This window comes from Variovorax sp. V213, assembly GCF_041154455.1.
GTDB lineage: Bacteria > Pseudomonadota > Gammaproteobacteria > Burkholderiales > Burkholderiaceae_C > Variovorax.
In genome coordinates, this window is sequence record NZ_AP028664.1 from 3,629,973 (window position 1) to 3,647,300 (window position 17,328).

Here is a 17,328-nt window from a genome sequence, read left to right on the forward strand (position 1 = left end):
TCAAAAAATGAAACTCCACCTCGTGCCGGCGCGAACCGGCGCCGAATGGGTCCGCCTCGGGCTCAAGACTTTCTGGCGGCAGCCGCTCGCCTTCATCTCGCTGTTCTTCCTGCTGATGGCGCTGATCTCGACGGTGTCGCTGCTGCCGCTCGTCGGCAGCGTGCTGGCGCCGGTGCTGCTGCCCTTCATGACGCTGGGCCTGATGGTGGCCACCTCGGTGGCGTACACCGACAACGCCGAGGGCATTGGCACCGACGGGCACGCGCAGCGCCCCACCGGCTCCGCCATGTTCGTTGCCGTGGCCGGCGCCATGCGCGCCGAGTGGCGTTCGCTGGTCAAGCTCGGCGTGATCTCCGCGCTCTATTTCGTGGTGGCCGTGCTGCTGACGACATTCGTCGACGGCGGCCAGCTGGCACGCGCCTACCTGCTCGACGAAGTGCTGACGCCCGAGGTGATGGCGAGCAGCGACTTCCAGGTGGCGCGCATGCTCCTGATGTGCCTGAACCTGCCGCTCTCGCTCGCGATGTGGCACGCCCCCGCGCTGGTGCACTGGCACCGCGTGGAACCGGTGAAGAGCGTGTTCTTCAGCGTGGTCGCGCTGTTTCGCAACTTCGGCGCCTATGCGCTGTTCGGCCTGGCGTGGCTCGGCGTGTTCTTGCTCGCCGGCATCGGCATCGGCCTGATCGCCACCGTGCTGATCGGCGTCGGTGCGGTGGGCGGAGGCGCAGCCGCCGCGGCCATCGGCAACGTGCTGATCGTCGGCACAGCGCTGGTGCTCGCGGCCATGTCGATGAGCTCCACCTGGTTCACCTTCCGCGACAGCTTCGACCCGAACTGACTCGCGGCCGAAGGGCGCTCAGTCTGCCAGCGCCCTGTCCCTGCGCAGGCTCGCAAAAAGCGACCATGCCATGCCGGCCAGCAACAGCAGGCCGATGCCCAGCGCCCCCCACAACCACCATTTGCGCGACGCATCGGGCTGCGTCGGAACGGGCAATTGCGCGGCCGCGGCGACCACGGCTTCCACAGCGGCCACCGGCGCTGGCGGCAGCGTGACGGAGGCTTCGCCCGCCGCAACGGGCTTGTTCGCGGAATAGCCCGGCACCAGCGTGGCCAATGCCAAGGCCGCTCCCGGCGAACCGCCCTGCACCGCGTTCTTTTCGGGCGCCACATTCCAGGCCAGAGAAAACGGTGCAGCACCTTGCGCCAGGAACACCAGCGTGCGCGGCGTGGCGCCCACCGCAATCGTCGGAGGCGTTGCGCCCAGCACGCTCACCGGCCCGGCCGTGCGCAGCCGCAGGTGCGAGTAGCTCCTGCCGTCGAGCGCCAGCAACGGTGAATGCGCCTCGCCGCCCGGTTGCGCAAGGCGGTACACCACACTGTCGAGCAACGGCACTTCGCCCGGGCTGCCCGTGGACGGTGCCGGCCGGCGTTGCTGATGCCGCAACGCATACAGCGGATTGCGCGGCACGGGCGTCGGCTCGGCCGCTGCCGGGGTGGCCGCGAGAAGGCCTGAAATACCGACCTGCGCCAGCGTGTTGACGTCGGCCAGGTCGATGCGCAAGCTCTCCACCGGAAGGCCGCGCGGCAGCGCGTAGTCGCAATGGTCGGTGCCGCAACGCTCCGGCTTGAGCGCGCCTGTCCATTCGAGCGGCGCCACGGGTTCGATCTCCTGCACGCTGTCGATCGCGACGCCGGTCAGCGGCACGCCGTTCTGCGGATCGCTCCAGCGCAGGCGCAGGAAATGCGCGTGCACGCTGCCCAGGTCGACCGCCAGGCGTTCGATGGTCTGGCCGCCGTGCGCCAGCCGCACCAGTTGCTCTTCGCCTCCCACCGGCCGCCAATGCCGCAGGTCGTCGCTGGCTTCGAGCCTGAAGGCGAACAGGCCGCGCGCTTCCGGCGCCACTTCGAAGCGCGCCTGCAGCAGGCCGCCCTTGAGCTGGCTCGCATCGATCAGCCATTGCGCCGCTTCAGCTGGCTTGCGCGCCGGCTTGCGGGCCAGCGCCAGCGAGCCGTCGGGCCGCACCTTGAAGCGGAACGATGCGTCGTCGTCCGATGCGTCCGCAGCGCCTCCCGCACTCGCGGGCAGCGCGAAGATCGGCACCTCCTTCGACGTGAAGTGCGGCGCGGCGGCTTCGTTGCGCAGCCACGCATAGGGCACGGCGTTGCCGGCGGCATTGCGCACGCGCAGGTCTCTCAGATCGCCGTATGCGGCATGGGCGTAGATGCCGAGTGGCAGCGCGAGCCGGTGGTAGGGACCGTTGCCCTGCAGGGCGATGGAGGCAGTTGCCGTGATCGGAGGCTGCGCCCCGGCCACACCGAACCAGGCCGCAGCCAAACCCGCGGCCAGACGAATACGCACCCTGGGGCGCAACGGCCTTGCATGGTGCTTCATGCGACACCTCCTTCGGGCAACACATCCTTCTCCATATCTTTTCTGGTTGGTGGCACGGGCGCGAAATAGCCCACCAGCAGCAGCAATGCACCGACCGCGATGAACGACACGATGCGGAACAGCCCGCCCCGGTCCGCGAGTTCCACGAAGAACAGTTTCAGCACCACGACGCCGAGCAGCGCAGCGCCGGCCACCCACAGGGTGCGCACCCCGCGTGCATGTCCGAGGACCATCGCGACCACGCCGCAGATCGCCCAGGTGATGGAAAGCGCCGCCTGCGTGAGCCACGAGGCGTAGAGCGCGTCGAACCGCCATTCGACGCCCGCATAGTGATGGCAGCTGCGCAGCACCAGGCCGGTCAGCAGCGCCAGGCCGGTGAGGCCGAGTACACCCTTCGCAACCATCGGCTGGACGCGCGCGAACGAGCCCTGCGGCAAGGCTCGCCACCAGAGCACCAGCGCGAAGAGCACCAGCCATTGCGCCAGCTCCAACGGGTTCAGCAGCGGCACGTAAGGCAGCGGCGCCGCGTTGCCCGGGCTGGTGGCATTGGTGACCCAGACCCACGCCAGCAGGTAGGCCGCCACGGGCATGGCCGCGATCTCGAGGTACGCGGCCCGGTACTCGGACACCGGCCAACGCTGCAGCAACGCGCGCGAACGCAGCATCCACAGCGCGAGCGCGGGCACGATGGCCCAGCCCAGCAGTTGCCAGCTCGACCATTCCGCGCCCACGCGCCCTAGCTGCCATTGGCATTCGCGCGCCGCAAGCAGCACGAAGAACCAGAAGCCCACCACGTGCAAGGGCGCCAGTGCCGAGGGGGCCAGCCAGCGCTTTTGCGCGTGCAAAAGCCGCAGGTGCCAGAGCAGCGCGAGCGGCCAGGCGATCCAGCCCAGCGCGCTCGACGGCACATACACCGCGGGCGCCGCCAACGCAGCGCCATGGGCGGCAATCAGCACCAGTCCCGGCAAGGTGGCCAGGGTGGCCCGGCCCAGCTGCGGCCAGCCGCGCCGGTGCGCCACGACCGCCGACAGGACGGAGGTCACGAGCACGATCGCCATGGCGGCCGCGGCCAGATGGCCGGCCAGCCCGTTGCGGCGCAGCACCTCGCTGGATTCGTCCAGCCAGCCGAAGAGCCACCAGGCCAGGCCCCAGACGACCGGCGCCCACAGCACGACCGGATGGGCGCACCAGTCGTTGATCCAGCGCGTGCGCTTGGCCGTGGTTGTGGTGCCTTCGGTGGCACGCCGCCAGGCCTCGCCGCTCATCCAGCTGCCGGCCAGCAGGGCCGCGAGCCCCAGCACCACCGGCGTCCAGAACCCCAGGTGCGCGAAAGCCGGCGGCGGGCTGTTGCCGTAGAAGATCCAGATCCGGCCAAAGACGTGCAGCAGCGCCGAAATGACCTGCAGCACCCCCGCCAGCGCCGCGAGCGGCTTGTGCGCCATGCGCAACGCCACCCAGAGCACGACCGTGGCCGTGAGTGGCCACAGCAAAGCAGCCTGAGCAAGGCTCACCTGGAACAGCATCGCGAGATGCAGCAGGCTCACGCCCGCAATCACCGCGACCGCATTGCCCAACGACCACACCGGCTGGATGCCGCGCGCCAATGCGGCGCGGTGCGCCTGCAGCATCGACCATGCGGCGCTGCCGAGCAGGCTGAGCGCGATCAGGCTCGCCGCCACGGCGCCCTCCCAGCCGGTTGCAAGCACCTGCTCGCCGGCACGGGCATCGGCCACGCGATGCAGCGTGGCAATGAAGCCGGCCACTGCCAGCGCCTGCATTCCGTACGTCACGAAGGCCAGCGGCCGCAGCTTGAAGCGCACCGCCACGGCAAAGGTGGCAGAAGCCAGTACGGCCGTTGCAGCCGCCGCCCATGCGGGCGTGAAACACTGCCACAACAGCAGCGTGAGCGCGCCCATGCCGAGCCACGGCAAGGCAGTGCCCGTCAGCGCTTCCCAGCCATTGCTTTCGTCGAGCTTGGCGCGGCGGTGAATGGTCCACATCGCGAAGGCGCTCACCGCCACCAGCAGCGGGCCGATCACCGAGCCCTGCAACAGCGGATGTCCCGCCGCTGCATCGAGCTGCGTGGCTTCGAGCAGCTTCCACACCGCGCCCCCAAACACCAGGAAAGAGAAGGCACGCGCATACACGCGCCCCTGCCGGGCACCCAGCCAGTACATGCCGGCAGCTTCCACGGCCCACGCCGCGCCTGTCCACCGGCCCTCGAGGCCGAGCGGGATGGCAAGCGTGCCGAAGATCACGCCGACGATCGCGTAGGCCTCCGCGAGCAGCGCCAGGCCCTTGGGTTGCGTGGCGAACACCAGGCGGCCCAGCACCAGGTAGAAGGCCGCGAGCGCCATCGCCGAGAACGCGGCGCCGTATTCCCACGGCTGCATCAGCAGCGCCTGCAGGCCGAACGCGACCATGGGCGTGCCGAACACGAGCGAACTGTCGACCCGGCCCGCGCGGCGCAAGGTATCGAGCGCGCGCGCGGCCAGCGGCTGTGCGGGCTGCACGGGCGCATCGAACAGCGTGCGGCGCGCAAACAGCAGGCCGATGGCCACGAACAGCAGGAAGAAGACCACGAGGAAGGGCTGCACGATGCCGTACTGGTCATCGGTGTAGTACTTGTGCGCCCAGCCCGCGGCCAGCGTGAAGGTGCCGATGAAGCCGATCAGGTTCAACACGCGCCAGGCCTTGAACCAGGCGATCAGCACGATGCCGACATCGAGCACCAGCAGGTAGGTGAAGAGCCCCACCGGCCGATTCTGCCCGGTGGAGGCAAGCACCGGCGCAGCAAAGCCTTCGAGCGCCGCAACGATGGCCAGCATTGGCGCGTTCTGCAGCACCGCCAGCACCGCACTCAGCGCAGCCACGCCAAACAGGAAAACGAAGCCCGCGGTCGGCGGCAGCAACTCATGCACCTTCATGGCCGCCAGCGTCGTCAGGTAGAAGACGCCGATGCCGGCGCCCTGCAGGATGAGCGCGTAGCCGGTGCGCTTGCGGCGCAGGAACCAGCCCAGCGCCAGCAGCCCCGCGCCCACGAGGGCGACCGCCGCGTAACGCAGTTCGACCGGCACGGTGACCCGCTCGGCCGTGTAGCGCAGCAGGAAGGCAAGCCCCAGGAAGAGGATCAGCACGCCGAGCTTCACCAGCATGTTGCCGCCGAAGATCAGGTTGGCGATGGGCGCCGGCAGGCGATCGCGCAGCGGCACCGGTGGTGGCGGCGGTGGCGGCACACGCCGGGGCGGCACGGGCATGGCCGTGGGTGGCAGCTTGGCGGCCACGGGTGCGGCAGGCTCGGGAGCCGTCCTGGCCGCCGCGGGCTGGATGACCGGCACCGGAACGTGCGCCGCGGCGACGCCCGCAGCGGCCGCTGCCGCCGGCCGCGCGATCGGCAACGGCTGCGCGATGGGGGTGTCTTGCCTGGCAGGCGCGGGCACAAACACAGGCGAAGGCATGGGCTCGACTGCAGCGCCTGCTGCGCCCTGCCCCAGCCGCTGTTCGAGCAAGCTCACGCGCTGTTCGAGTTCGGCCACGCGCTGCTGCAGCTTCAACACACCGCCCCCCGGGGCCGCCGGCGCACTGGTGGAAAGCTGTGCACTCTCAGCCTCGGTTCGTGCGGGCTCGGCGGCGGTTTTCTTGCCGACGATCTTCGGCAATGCAAACGCGCCCACCACCGCCAGGATCAGCGCCGCCGGAACCGACTCGGCCAGGGCCCCTATGAAGAGTCCGGCAATCATTCCAAGGAACCACATCCCTAACTCCCCCTGTTTTGGCGAGCATGGAGTGTAAGGCGATTGCTTCTTCAAGAATCGCTTGGAACGCCCGTGGCTATTACGGCCTAAGCTATTTGTTTAATAGCAAATGTGCGCCGGGCATGGCAGCGCTCACACCGGCGTGAGCTTGGCCACCGACAGCGCGAGCCACTTGACGCCGTGCCGCGTGAATTTGACCTGCGCGCGCGCATCGTCGCCCGTTCCCTCCAGCGACAGCACCGTGCCCTCGCCGAACTTGTTGTGGAACACCTGCATGCCCGAGCGCAGGCCATGCGAGGGCGCAGTTTTCTGCGGCGGCACCGGCGGGCTTGCATAGGTGTCCTTGTTGCCGCCATAGCCGCTGCCGCTGCTGTAACTGCCACCACCGCCACGCGTACTCGCATAGCCACCGCCATAGCCGAAGGCCGACGGCGTGAAGGCCTGGTTTTTCGGCGTGAGCCACTTGAGCGCGCTTTCGGGCAGCTCTTCGAAGAAACGGCTCTTGACGTTGTAGCGCGTCTGGCCGTGCAGCATGCGCGTTTGCGAATGGCTCAGGTACAGGCGCTTGCGCGCCCGCGTGATCGCCACGTACATCAAGCGGCGCTCTTCCTCGAGGCTTTCGAAATCGCTCATCGAGTTTTCGTGCGGGAACAGGCCCTCTTCCATGCCGGTGATGAACACGCAGTCGAACTCCAGTCCCTTGGCGGCGTGAACGGTCATGAGCTGGACGGCGTCCTGTCCGGCCTGCGCCTGGTTGTCGCCCGACTCGAGCGCCGCATGCGTGAGGAACGCAGCCAGCGGGCTCAGCGTTTCGCCGGTTTCGGCGTCGGGCGCGAGCGGCTCGTCGATGAGCGGCCGGCTCGCATCGATGCCCTGGCTCGCGGGCGACTGGCGCAGTTCGTCAATGGGCAGCGCCACCGCGTCGCGGCCGAAGCCTTCCTGCGTGACGAAGCTCTCGGCCGCGTTCACCAGTTCTTCCAGATTCTCGATCCGGTCGGCGCCTTCGCGGTCGGCCTTGTAGTGTTCGACGAGCCCGCTGTGATCGAGCACCAGCTCGATGATCTCGCGCAGGCTCACGCCCTGTGTCTGCTCGCGCAGCACGTCGATCTTGGCAACGAAGCCCGTGAGGTTGGCACCGGCCTTGCCGCCGACGACGCTCACCGCATCGTGCAGCGAGCGCCCGGCCGCGCGCGCCGCGTCCTGCAGTTGCTCCAGCGTGCGCGCGCCGATGCCGCGCGGCGGAAAGTTGACCACGCGCAGAAAGCTGGTGTCGTCGTCCTTGTTCTCGAGCAGGCGCAGATAAGCCAGCGCATGCTTGATTTCGGCGCGCTCGAAGAAGCGCAGCCCCCCGTACACGCGGTACGGCACCGAGGCATTGAAGAGCGCCGTCTCGATCACCCGGCTCTGCGCATTGCTGCGGTAGAGCACGGCCATTTCCTTGCGGTCGAAGCCGTCGCGCACGAGCTGGCGCATTTCCTCGACCATCCATTGCGCTTCGGCCAGGTCGGTGGGCGACTCGTACACGCGCACGGGTTCGCCCGGGCCCTGGTCGGTGCGCAGGTTCTTGCCGAGCCGCTTCTTGTTGTGGCTGATGAGCTCGTTGGCCGAATCGAGGATGTTGCTGTAGCTGCGGTAGTTCTGTTCCAGCTTGATCTGGTGCTGCACGTCGAACTCGCGCACGAAATCGGCCATGTTGCCCACCCGGGCGCCGCGAAAGGCGTAGATGCTCTGGTCGTCGTCGCCCACGGCAATCACGCTGTTCTGGCCGGGCGCGAACTGGCCTGCCGCGGTGGTGCCCGAGAGCATCTTGATCCAGGCGTATTGCAGGCGGTTGGTGTCCTGGAACTCGTCGATCAGGATGTGGCGGAAGCGCCGCTGGTAGTGCTCGCGCACCGGGTCGTTGTCGCGCAGCAGTTCGTAGCTGCGCAGCATGAGTTCGCCGAAGTCGACCACGCCTTCGCGCTGGCACTGCTCTTCGTAGAGCTGGTACAGCTCGACCTTTTTCCGGTCGTCCTCGGTTCGGATCTCGACGTCCTTGGGGCGCAGGCCGTCTTCCTTGGCCCCTGCAATGAACCACTGCGTCTGCTTGGCCGGAAACCGCTCGTCGTCGACGTTGAACTGCTTCATGAGCCGCTTGATGGCCGAAAGCTGGTCTTGCGTGTCGAGGATCTGGAAGGTGGAAGGCAGGTTGGCCAGCTTCCAGTGCGCGCGCAAAAGGCGGTTGCACAAGCCGTGGAAGGTGCCGATCCACATGCCGCGCACGTTGACGGGCAGCATCGCCGTCAGCCGCGTCATCATTTCCTTGGCGGCCTTGTTGGTGAAGGTCACAGCCAGGATGCCGCCGGCCGAGACCTGGCCGGTCTGCAGCAGCCAGGCGATGCGGGTGGTCAGCACCCGCGTCTTGCCGGAGCCGGCACCGGCGAGGATGAGGGCATTGCCCGCAGGCAGGGTGACCGCGGCGCGCTGCTCCGGGTTCAGGTTCTGCAGCAACGGCAGTTCCGAGGGGGTGGCATCAGCCGCAGGTTCGTTAAACAACATCCGTCGATTGTAGAAACCAACCCGTATGCGGGTTATACGAAGAACCGGAAGACCCGCCGCCGGCAGACTGCGTAAAATCAATCACCGGGCCCAAGTTTCTTGCGTCCGGTTTTTTGTGCCCGTTTCATTTCTGAAAACGGCGCGGGAACCGGCCGGACCAAGCGCTCATTCGTTCTTCTCAACGATTCCTTTCCAGGAGCCTGGTCATGCAAATTTTCGATTACGACAACATCCTTCTGCTGCCGCGCAAGTGCCGCGTGGAAAGCCGCTCGGAGTGCGACGCCAGCGTGGCGCTGGGCGCGCGCAGCTTCCGCCTGCCGGTGGTGCCGGCCAACATGAAAACTGTGGTCGACGAGCCGATCTGCCTCTGGCTGGCGCAGAACGGCTACTTCTACGTGATGCACCGCTTCGACCTGGACAACGTGAAGTTCGTCAGGGAGATGCACGGCAAGGGCGTGTTCGCCTCGATTTCGCTCGGCGTGAAGAAGCCCGACTACGACACCGTCGACCAGCTGGCTGCCGAGGGCCTGGTGCCCGAATACATCACCATCGACATCGCGCACGGCCACGCCGACAGCGTGAAGAACATGATCGGCTACCTGAAGCAGAAGTTGCCGGCGTCCTTCGTGATTGCCGGCAACGTCGGCACGCCCGAAGCCGTGATCGACCTGGAGAACTGGGGCGCCGACGCCACCAAGGTCGGCATCGGCCCGGGCAAGGTCTGCATCACCAAGCTCAAGACCGGCTTCGGCACGGGCGGCTGGCAGTTGTCGGCGCTCAAGTGGTGCGCACGCGTGGCCACCAAGCCGATCATTGCCGACGGCGGTATCCGCGACCATGGCGACATTGCCAAGAGCGTGCGCTTCGGCGCGTCGATGGTGATGATCGGCTCGCTCTTCGCGGGGCACGAAGAATCGCCGGGCCGGACGGTCGAGGTCGACGGTACGCTCTTCAAGGAGTATTACGGCTCGGCCAGCGACTTCAACAAGGGCGAGTACAAGCACGTCGAGGGCAAGCGCATCCTCGAGCCCATCAAGGGCAAGCTGGCCGACACGCTGGTCGAGATGGAGCAGGACGTGCAAAGCTCCATCAGCTACGCGGGCGGCCGTACGCTGATGGACATTCGCAAGGTCAACTACGTCACGCTGGGCGGCGACAACGCGGGCGAACACCTGCTGATGTAGGCGTCCTCCCGGTCGCCGGGCCGCATCAGGCTTCCAGGAGCTGCACCGCGTGCCGGTGCAGCCTGTGGCCCGGATCGGCCAGTGCATCGACGATGCTGAAGTGGTTCAAGCCTGCCAGCGTTTCGCACACCGGCACGGTGTTGCGGCCCCAGGCTTCGCGAATCAATGCGTTGTGGCGAATGAATTCCTCGCTTTCGTCGCCTCCCACCACTGCATGGAGCTGGCCGCGCGCGGGTGCCGGCCACAGCGCCGGGCTCGCGCGCAGCGCGTCCGCATCGCTGAGCTTCAGCGTGTGCTCGAGAAACGGCGTGCGCTGCAATGGCCGAAGGTCGTAAAGGCCGGAAATCGACAGCGCATTGCGCACCAGCTGCGCCGGCAGCTCGGGCGACACAGCCTTCCAGGCGCAGGCGAGCAGCGCGGCCGCCATGTGGCCGCCGGCCGAATGGCCCGCGACGGTGATGCGCGTGCGGTCCGCACCGAAGCTCGCGGCATTGCGCCAGGTCCATTCGAGCGCGCGCACCATCTGCATGAGGATGTCCGGCACGGTCACTGGCTGCTGCGCCGTTCCGGGACACAACGCGTAATTGGGCACCACCACGCACACGCCGCGATCATTGAACGCGGGCGCAATGAAGGAATGATCCCGCTTGTCCATGGCGCGCCAGTAGCCGCCATGAATGAACACCAGCACCGGCGCATCGGCCACGGGTGCGGGAAAGATGTCGAGCGTTTCGTTCACCCCCAGGCCGTAGGGCACATCGATCCGGCTGGGCAGCGTCTCGCGCGCAGCCGCTGAATCGCGGCCCCAGCGCGTGAAGTACGCAGGGTGATCTTTCACCCGAGCGAGATTGTTGTACATGCCTTCCAGCCAAGCGGGTTCGTACGAGGCCATGCGGTTCGTTCTCCTTCTTTTGCGAGGCGCGAATCTTGGCATGGCCCTGCGCCAGGAGACAGGTTCTGGTTAAAATCCGGCCTGTGTCGGGGGGGTAGCTCAGCTGGGAGAGCGCCGCGTTCGCAATGCGGAGGTCGTGAGTTCGATCCTCATCCTCTCCACCACCCACCATTCAGGGGCTCGGATTCTTCCGAGCCCTTTTTCTTGCCCGCGTCTGCCGCTTCCAGAGCCGGACACACGCGCTGGCCGGCCCTCGCGCTTCGCATCAGAATGTAACAAAAGTACACACTGACCTAGGGCATTAACAAAAAGTATTGCTTTCGACTACAAAAGTAGTAATGTGAAATCCTCACAATATTAATTTTGGCGCAAAAGTGAACCAAGGTGTAACGCCCCGCAACCCCCCTTCCGGGGACATGGGCGTCTCGTCGCTGTTGACAGCCGGCGAGATATGAGCCGCTCTATGCACTGGAAAACCAGCGATGCCTGCCACCTCCATCGACCCGGATTCCGGGACGGACTCTCTGACTGCCGACGCGCTCATGGTGGCACGTATGCGGTTGGTGCTGTCGGTTTCGGCGCTGCTGGCGGTCGGGGTTGACGCTGGCGAGATAGAACAGGAGAGCATCGGCAGCACCGTCTGGCTCGTCTTCTCGGGCTTTGTGGTTTACAGCCTCGGCGTTCACGTCTGCACGCGAAGTGGCCAGCCGTATTTCCAGGGCAAGGCCATCCACTGGCTGGACATCTTGTGGTTCACGTTGATGGTCCTCGTGACGGGCGGCGGCGGCAGCCTCTACTTTCTCTTCTACTTCTTCGTCATCCTCACGTCGTCTTTCCGGTGGGGCTACGAAGAAGGTGCCCGCATGACCATGGCCGCGGTGGTGTCGTTCGCCGCCTGCGGGCTCGGAACAGGCACGGGAAGCGACACGCCGCAACTGCTCATGCGCACCACGTTCCTCCTGGCGCTGGGGCACATGATCGGCCATTGGGGCGGATCGAAGGTCGAGTTGCGCCAGCGCCTTGCGCTGCTGAGCCAGGTGAGCCGGCTGTCCAATCCGCGGTTCGGCGTCAACCGCACGATCGCCAGCACGATGGAGAAGACCCTGGCCTTCTTCGAGGCAAGCCACTGCATCCTGCTGATGCGCGACACGGATACCAGTGGCTGGGTGCTGCGCTCGGTCGGAAAGAGCGATACGGGCGAATCCGTCAGTGTCGAGACGATCGACCGCGTCGCGGAATCGCCGCTGATGGCGCTGGATGCCGAGCAGATCGTGCTGAGCAGCCGCCTGCCCTGGCCGATGAGCATGGTGCGTGCCCACGGACATGCCTACGACCCTCGCACGCATCTCTGGAATCCCCAGGACGAACAGGGCCTGCGGCGCAGCGCTGCGGTCGCCGCGATGCTGGAGGCGCGCAGCTTCATGACTGCACCGCTGCCAATGCGCCAGGGCGAGGGACGGATCTACGTGTCTTCTCATGAAGGACTGTTCCGCAAATCGGACGCGCTGTTTCTGGCGCACCTCGTGAACCAGGTCTTTCCGGTCATCGAGACCATCCGGGTGCTCGATGGCATGGCCTCGGAGGCGGCCTCGAAAGAGCGCCTGAAGCTCTCGCTGGACCTGCACGACACCGCGATCCAGCCCTATATCGGACTCAAGCTGGGACTGAGCGCGCTTCGAAAGAAGGCCGGCGCCGACAATCCGCTGATCGACGACCTGGACAAGCTGGCCGCCATGGCCGAGAGCGTGGTTGCCGATCTGCGCCACTTTGCCGGCACCGTCAAGCACGGCGCCGACAGCCACTGCGAATTCATCCTTCCGCATCTACACCGCCAGGCGGCGCGCATCAAGACGCTTTACGGAATCGATATCCAGATCGTCGTTGACGGCGACGTCCATCTGGACGACCGGATGACGGCCGAAGTTCTCCAGTTGGTGCGCGAAGGGCTCAACAACATCTGCAAGCACACCCATGCCCATCATGGCCGCATCCGCATCGGCTGCACAGACGGCAAGCTGCAGATCCGGATCGAGAACGAAGCATGCGGCACGAATTTCTCGAACTTCCGCCCTCGCTCCATCAGCGAACGCGCGGCAGCCCTCGGGGGAAGCGCGGAGGTTACCCAGGGCATGGGCGGCGCAACGGCGGTCCTGGTCGAAATACCCATCTGAACAAGACAAAAGGGGAAAAAACATGCAACCCATCACAACGGATCATCCCATCGGTGTCATGCTGGTCGACGACCACCAGACCATGCTATGGGGGCTGTCGAGGCTGATCGACGGAGAACAGCCGCGCATGAAGGTCGTCGCCACTGCAAACTGCTTCGAACAGGCGCTGGAGCACACCGTGCACTACGTGCCCGACGTCATCGTGCTGGATCTCGACCTGGCCGGCCAATGCTCGCTCGACATTCTTCCGAAGCTGCTGTCGAACGACGTTTCGCGCGCGCTCGTCCTCACGGCAGAGCGCCGGCAGCAAACGCTGGACCTCGCCGTGCTGCGCGGTGCCAGGGGCGTGCTGGGCAAGGACGCTTCCGCGGAGCAGGTGCTCGACGCGATCCAACGCGTCCACAAGGGCGAGTTGTGCATCGACGCGCAGGCCATGGGCCGCGTGTTCTCCGAACTGACCTCTCCCAAGAAGCCGGCGAAGGTGAATCCCGAAGAAGCCAAACTGGCCAGCCTGACGCAGAAGGAACGGCACGTCATTCGTGCCGTGGTCGAGGGCAGCGGCGCTCCGAACAAGACGCTTGCGTCACGGCTGTTCGTGACCGAGCACACGTTCCGCAATCACCTCACGGCGATCTACCAGAAGCTGGACGTAGCGAACCGGCTCGAGCTGTATATCTACGCCATCAAGCACCAGCTGGACGTGGTGCCCCACTGAACGCGAGGCGGGCGACGGCGCCGGGTTGACTGCCCGGCTCAGCGGCCGGTGAGCATCGACAAGATGGTGTGAAGCTGACCTCACCCAAGAAGCCGTGAAGGTGAATCCGGAAGAAGCCAAGCTGGCCAGCCTGAGGCAGAAGGAACGGCAGGTCATTCGTGCCGTGGTCGAGGGTAGCGGCGCTCCGAACAAGACGCTTGCGCACGGCTGTTCGTGACCGAGCACACGTTTCGCATTCACCTCACGGCGATCTACCAGAAGCTTGGTGTGGCGAACCGGCTGGAGCTGTATATCTACGTTATCAAGCACCAGCTGGACGCCGCGCCTCATTGAGCGCGGGTGCCGGGCTCAGTGCCCGCCCACGAGCATTGGCGCGATGACGCGGACCATGCGGATGATCGCCGGCGTCAGGATGACCATCGATATGCACGGAAAGATGCACAGCACCAGCGGCAGCAGCATCTTGGTCGGCACCTTGGCGGCAAGCTCTTCCGCGCGAACCTGGCGCTTGTGGCGCAGGTCGTCCGAAAACACGCGCAGCGATTCGCCGATGCTGGTGCCGAACCGGTCTGCCTGGGTCAGCATGGTGGCGAAGGTTCCGATTTCTTCCACGCCGGTGCGAAGCGCGAGGTTGCGCAGCGACTTCTCGCGTGTGCCGCCCGCGCGCATCTCGAGATTGGTCCAGTGCAGCTCCTGCGCCAGGGCTTCGCTCTTGACGCGGATCTCCTCGGTGACCTTGACCAAGGCGGCATCGAGCCCGAGGCCCGCCTCGACGCACACCAGCATCAGGTCCGCAGCGTCGGGGAAGTTCTCGAAGATCTCGCGTTGGCGCCCCTTGATCATCACGTGCAGCACGATGTTGGGCAGATAGCAGCCGAGGAGCGCAGCCATTGCCAGCCACAGCAGGGTGGTGAGCCCGTTGTCCGCCCCTGCCGCGCGCATCGCCACAAAGGCCAGGCCGGCAAGACCGAGCGGCAGCAGCGATTTCAAGCCGAAATAGAAAAGGCTTGCATCCGGGTGACGAATGCCTGCGCTCAGGAATTTCAATCGCAGCGGCGAGGTCTCGCCTTCGCCCGTGGGCGAAGACAGCTGGGCGAAGGGGCCGACGATCTTGACGGCGGTCTCGGTCCAGGCCGACTTGCTCGCGGGCGCCACCGCCCGCAGGCGCTGCTCGGTGCGCGTAGGCAGCATCCAGACCGCGAATCCGCCGATGGCGAGCGATACGGTAACGAATACGAGGATGGGAAACAACATGGCAATTCTCCTTCAGACACGGATCTTCACGATCTTGCGCAGGATCACCGCGCCGATGGCCATCAGGCCGAGCATGTACTTGACGACGGTGATGCCGATCGGATCGGTCCACAGCGGCGACATGAACCCTGGGTTGAATGCGTTCATGAGCGCCACCAGCGCAAAGGGCATCAGCCCGAGGATCCAGGCCGACAGGCGCCCTTCCGCAGACAGCACCCGCACCCGGGCCAGCAGCTTGAGCCGGTCGCGGATAAGGCGGCTCAGATTGCTCAGCACCTCGGTCAGGTTGCCGCCGGAGTCGCGCTGGATCAGCACAGACACCACGAAGTAGCGCATATCGGTGAGCGGCACACGTTCGCTCATGTTCGTGAGCGCCTGCTGCAGCGAGACGCCGAAGCCGACCTCGTCGGCCACCATCCGGAACTCGCCCGCAATGGGCTCGGACATTTCCTCGCCGATCATCTGCACGCTGCTCGCGAACGAATGGCCCGCGCGCAGTGCGCGTGTCACCAGGTCAAGCGCATCCGGCAGCTGCTTTTCAAGCCGCGTCAGGCGGCGGCCGCGCAGATAACTCAGGTAGAGCAATGGCACCGCCGCGCCGGCGGCGCCCACAAGCATGGCAATCCAAGCGGGCTGGTTCGCGAGCGACGCCACCGCAAAGAAAACAAGCATGCCGGACAGCGCGCAGGCCAGCAGCACGTGGGACACGGTCCACTCCAGCCCGGCCTGGAGAATGAAGCGGTCCAGGCGGTGGGCTCGCGGAAGCTTCAACAGAACGCGCTGCATCCATGGCGCCTCGCTGAGCACGCGGTCCTTCACGAGCCGCGCCTGCGCGACGCGGTCGGTGGCCGCCGACAGAGCCTGCAGCCGCTTGCCGATCTTCTGCACCCCGGGGCCCCTGTAAGAGCGCCACAGCATGTACAGGCCTTCGATCACCATCAGCACCGTCACGAAGACCAGCACCGACAGCGTGATGAGCGTGTCTCCAACCAGGTTCTGGAACATGGGGGCCTCCTATTCGTAGTGCTTGTCGGGATCGAACATGGTGTCGGGCAGCACCACGCCGAAGGAGTGCAAGCGCTCGACGAATTTCGGCCGCACGCCGGTGGCATGGAAGTAGCCGCGCACGCGGCCGTCGGGGCCCATGCCGGTCTGGCGGAACGCGAAAATCTCCTGCATCGTGACCACCTCGCCTTCCATGCCGGTGATCTCCTGGATGCTGGTGACCTTGCGCCGGCCGTCGACCATGCGCAGGACCTGGATCACAACAGTGATGGCCGACGCGATCTGCTGGCGCACGGAGTGATGCGGAAGATTCAGGTTGGCCATGCTGATCATGTTCTCCAGCCGAGCCAGCGCATCTCTGGGCGTATTGGCGTGAATGGTCGTGAGCGATCCTTCGTGGCCGGTGTTCATGGCCTGCAGCATGTCGACCGCCTCGGCGCCGCGCACCTCGCCAATGACGATGCGGTCGGGCCGCATGCGCAGTGCGTTGCGCACCAGTGCACGCTGCGTGATCTCGCCCTTGCCCTCGATGTTCATCGGCCGGGTTTCCATGCGGGCGACGTGCGGCTGCTGGAGCTGGAGTTCGGCGGCGTCCTCGATGGTGATGATGCGTTCGGTGGCGGGAATGAAGCCGGAGAGGATGTTCAGCAGCGTCGTCTTGCCGGCTCCGGTGCCGCCGGAGATAAGCATGTTGATCTTCGAGCTGGCCAGTCCTTCGAGCATCAGCCCCATCTGCGGCGTCAGCGTCTTCAGGTCGTTCACCAGATTTTCCATCTTCAGCGGGATCTTCGCGAACCGCCGAATCGACATCATCGGGCCGTCCAGCGCGACCGGCGCAATCACGGCATTGACGCGCGATCCGTCGGGCAGTCGGGCATCGACCATGGGGCTCGATTCGTCGATGCGGCGCCCCACCAGAGAGACGATCTTGTCGATGATGCGTAACAGGTGCTTCTCGTCCGTGAAACTCACGTCCGTCAGCTCCAGGCGGCCCTTGCGCTCGATGTAGATCTGGTCGTGCGAGTTGATCAAGATGTCCGAGACCGTCGGGTCTGCCATCAACAGTTCGATGGGCCCGAAGCCGAGCATCTCGTGTTGGATGTCGCGTATGAGCGTGCGCCGTTCGATGTCGTTCAGCGCTTCGGGCTCTTCCTGCAGCAGCCGCGTGACCATCGTGGAGATCTCGTGGCGCAGCACCTCTGGCTTCAGCGTTTCGAGCACCGCCAGGTCGAACCGGTCCAGCAGTTTCAGGTGCATTCGCTCCTTCAGTAGCTTATAGGAATCCGAAGCGAAGGACGAAAGCGCCCCCTCGGCCACGGGCAGCACCGGCGCGCGCGCGACCGGCGCGGCTTCGATCGAATTGAGCTGTTCTCTGAATGACATGTGGACCTGCCTTGCTGTTGGAGGAAGAAGATGCGTCGG

13 protein-coding genes and 1 tRNA gene are annotated in these 17,328 nt (G+C 65.9%); 7 read left to right on the forward strand and 7 right to left on the reverse strand.

What is annotated here, in order from left to right; translation table 11 throughout:
- Positions 1–7: 7 nt before the first annotated feature.
- Positions 8–838, forward strand: coding sequence for a BPSS1780 family membrane protein (locus ACAM55_RS17285; protein ID WP_369652722.1), 831 nt, complete (start codon positions 8–10; stop codon positions 836–838).
- An 18-nt stretch (positions 839–856) separates the two neighbouring features.
- Here the strand turns inward: ACAM55_RS17285 and ACAM55_RS17290 are convergent, their stop codons facing one another.
- From ACAM55_RS17290 to ACAM55_RS17300, 3 genes are all read right to left on the reverse strand, one after another.
- Positions 857–2,392, reverse strand: a complete 1,536-nt coding sequence (locus ACAM55_RS17290) for a DUF3999 domain-containing protein (protein ID WP_369652723.1) — start codon at positions 2,390–2,392, stop codon at positions 857–859.
- Positions 2,389–6,132, reverse strand: a complete 3,744-nt coding sequence (locus tag ACAM55_RS17295) for a DUF2339 domain-containing protein (protein ID WP_369652724.1) — start codon at positions 6,130–6,132, stop codon at positions 2,389–2,391. Before ACAM55_RS17295 ends, ACAM55_RS17290 begins: the two co-directional genes overlap by 4 nt.
- Before the next feature lie 147 nt (positions 6,133–6,279).
- The gene (locus ACAM55_RS17300; RefSeq protein ID WP_369652725.1) at positions 6,280–8,685 is read right to left on the reverse strand and encodes a UvrD-helicase domain-containing protein; all 2,406 of its coding nucleotides are present in this window, start codon (positions 8,683–8,685) and stop codon (positions 6,280–6,282) included.
- Positions 8,686–8,891: 206 nt separating this feature from the next.
- On the opposite strand from ACAM55_RS17300, the gene ACAM55_RS17305 reads away from it, so the two are divergent.
- Positions 8,892–9,869 (forward strand): GMP reductase, encoded by a 978-nt coding sequence (locus ACAM55_RS17305; RefSeq protein ID WP_369652726.1) that lies wholly within the window; start codon positions 8,892–8,894, stop codon positions 9,867–9,869.
- Positions 9,870–9,894: 25 nt separating this feature from the next.
- On the opposite strand, the gene ACAM55_RS17310 is transcribed toward ACAM55_RS17305, so the two are convergent.
- Positions 9,895–10,761: an alpha/beta hydrolase gene (locus tag ACAM55_RS17310; protein WP_369652727.1), complete on the reverse strand. Its 867-nt coding sequence runs from the start codon at positions 10,759–10,761 to the stop codon at positions 9,895–9,897.
- An 88-nt stretch (positions 10,762–10,849) separates the two neighbouring features.
- Here ACAM55_RS17310 and ACAM55_RS17315 point away from each other — a divergent pair.
- The 5 genes from ACAM55_RS17315 (at position 10,850) to ACAM55_RS17335 (ending at position 13,980) form a co-directional block, all read left to right on the forward strand.
- Positions 10,850–10,925: transfer RNA gene (locus ACAM55_RS17315), tRNA-Ala, on the forward strand.
- A 318-nt stretch (positions 10,926–11,243) separates the two neighbouring features.
- On the forward strand, positions 11,244–12,932 hold the full coding sequence (locus ACAM55_RS17320; protein ID WP_369652728.1) for a sensor histidine kinase: 1,689 nt from the start codon (positions 11,244–11,246) through the stop codon (positions 12,930–12,932).
- 22 nt (positions 12,933–12,954) lie between these two features.
- On the forward strand, positions 12,955–13,647 hold the full coding sequence (locus tag ACAM55_RS17325; RefSeq protein ID WP_369652729.1) for a response regulator: 693 nt from the start codon (positions 12,955–12,957) through the stop codon (positions 13,645–13,647).
- Between the two features lie 94 nt (positions 13,648–13,741).
- On the forward strand, positions 13,742–13,864 hold the full coding sequence (locus tag ACAM55_RS17330; protein ID WP_369652730.1) for a hypothetical protein: 123 nt from the start codon (positions 13,742–13,744) through the stop codon (positions 13,862–13,864).
- Entirely contained in the window at positions 13,861–13,980 is a 120-nt protein-coding gene (locus ACAM55_RS17335; protein ID WP_369652731.1) for a hypothetical protein, read from the forward strand. The genes ACAM55_RS17330 and ACAM55_RS17335 overlap by 4 nt, the downstream gene beginning before the upstream one ends.
- Before the next feature lie 15 nt (positions 13,981–13,995).
- Here the strand turns inward: ACAM55_RS17335 and ACAM55_RS17340 are convergent, their stop codons facing one another.
- Genes ACAM55_RS17340 through ACAM55_RS17350 form a run of 3 tightly spaced genes read right to left on the reverse strand, consistent with a single transcriptional unit; the run spans position 13,996 to position 17,289 of the window.
- Positions 13,996–14,901, reverse strand: a complete 906-nt coding sequence (locus ACAM55_RS17340) for a type II secretion system F family protein (RefSeq protein ID WP_369652732.1) — start codon at positions 14,899–14,901, stop codon at positions 13,996–13,998.
- 12 nt (positions 14,902–14,913) lie between these two features.
- Positions 14,914–15,906: a type II secretion system F family protein gene (locus ACAM55_RS17345; RefSeq protein ID WP_369652733.1), complete on the reverse strand. Its 993-nt coding sequence runs from the start codon at positions 15,904–15,906 to the stop codon at positions 14,914–14,916.
- Between the two features lie 9 nt (positions 15,907–15,915).
- On the reverse strand, positions 15,916–17,289 hold the full coding sequence (locus tag ACAM55_RS17350; protein ID WP_369652734.1) for a CpaF family protein: 1,374 nt from the start codon (positions 17,287–17,289) through the stop codon (positions 15,916–15,918).
- Between the last annotated feature and the right edge of the window lie 39 nt (positions 17,290–17,328).

Coding starts and splice junctions, on each gene's coding strand:
- ACAM55_RS17285 (WP_369652722.1), top strand. CDS start 8: ATGAAACTCCACCTCGTGCCGGCGCGAACCGGCGCCGAATGGGTCCGC.
- ACAM55_RS17290 (WP_369652723.1), bottom strand. CDS start 2,392: ATGAAGCACCATGCAAGGCCGTTGCGCCCCAGGGTGCGTATTCGTCTG.
- ACAM55_RS17295 (WP_369652724.1), bottom strand. CDS start 6,132: ATGATTGCCGGACTCTTCATAGGGGCCCTGGCCGAGTCGGTTCCGGCG.
- ACAM55_RS17300 (WP_369652725.1), bottom strand. CDS start 8,685: ATGTTGTTTAACGAACCTGCGGCTGATGCCACCCCCTCGGAACTGCCG.
- ACAM55_RS17305 (WP_369652726.1), top strand. CDS start 8,892: ATGCAAATTTTCGATTACGACAACATCCTTCTGCTGCCGCGCAAGTGC.
- ACAM55_RS17310 (WP_369652727.1), bottom strand. CDS start 10,761: ATGGCCTCGTACGAACCCGCTTGGCTGGAAGGCATGTACAACAATCTC.
- ACAM55_RS17320 (WP_369652728.1), top strand. CDS start 11,244: ATGCCTGCCACCTCCATCGACCCGGATTCCGGGACGGACTCTCTGACT.
- ACAM55_RS17325 (WP_369652729.1), top strand. CDS start 12,955: ATGCAACCCATCACAACGGATCATCCCATCGGTGTCATGCTGGTCGAC.
- ACAM55_RS17340 (WP_369652732.1), bottom strand. CDS start 14,901: ATGTTGTTTCCCATCCTCGTATTCGTTACCGTATCGCTCGCCATCGGC.
- ACAM55_RS17345 (WP_369652733.1), bottom strand. CDS start 15,906: ATGTTCCAGAACCTGGTTGGAGACACGCTCATCACGCTGTCGGTGCTG.
- ACAM55_RS17350 (WP_369652734.1), bottom strand. CDS start 17,289: ATGTCATTCAGAGAACAGCTCAATTCGATCGAAGCCGCGCCGGTCGCG.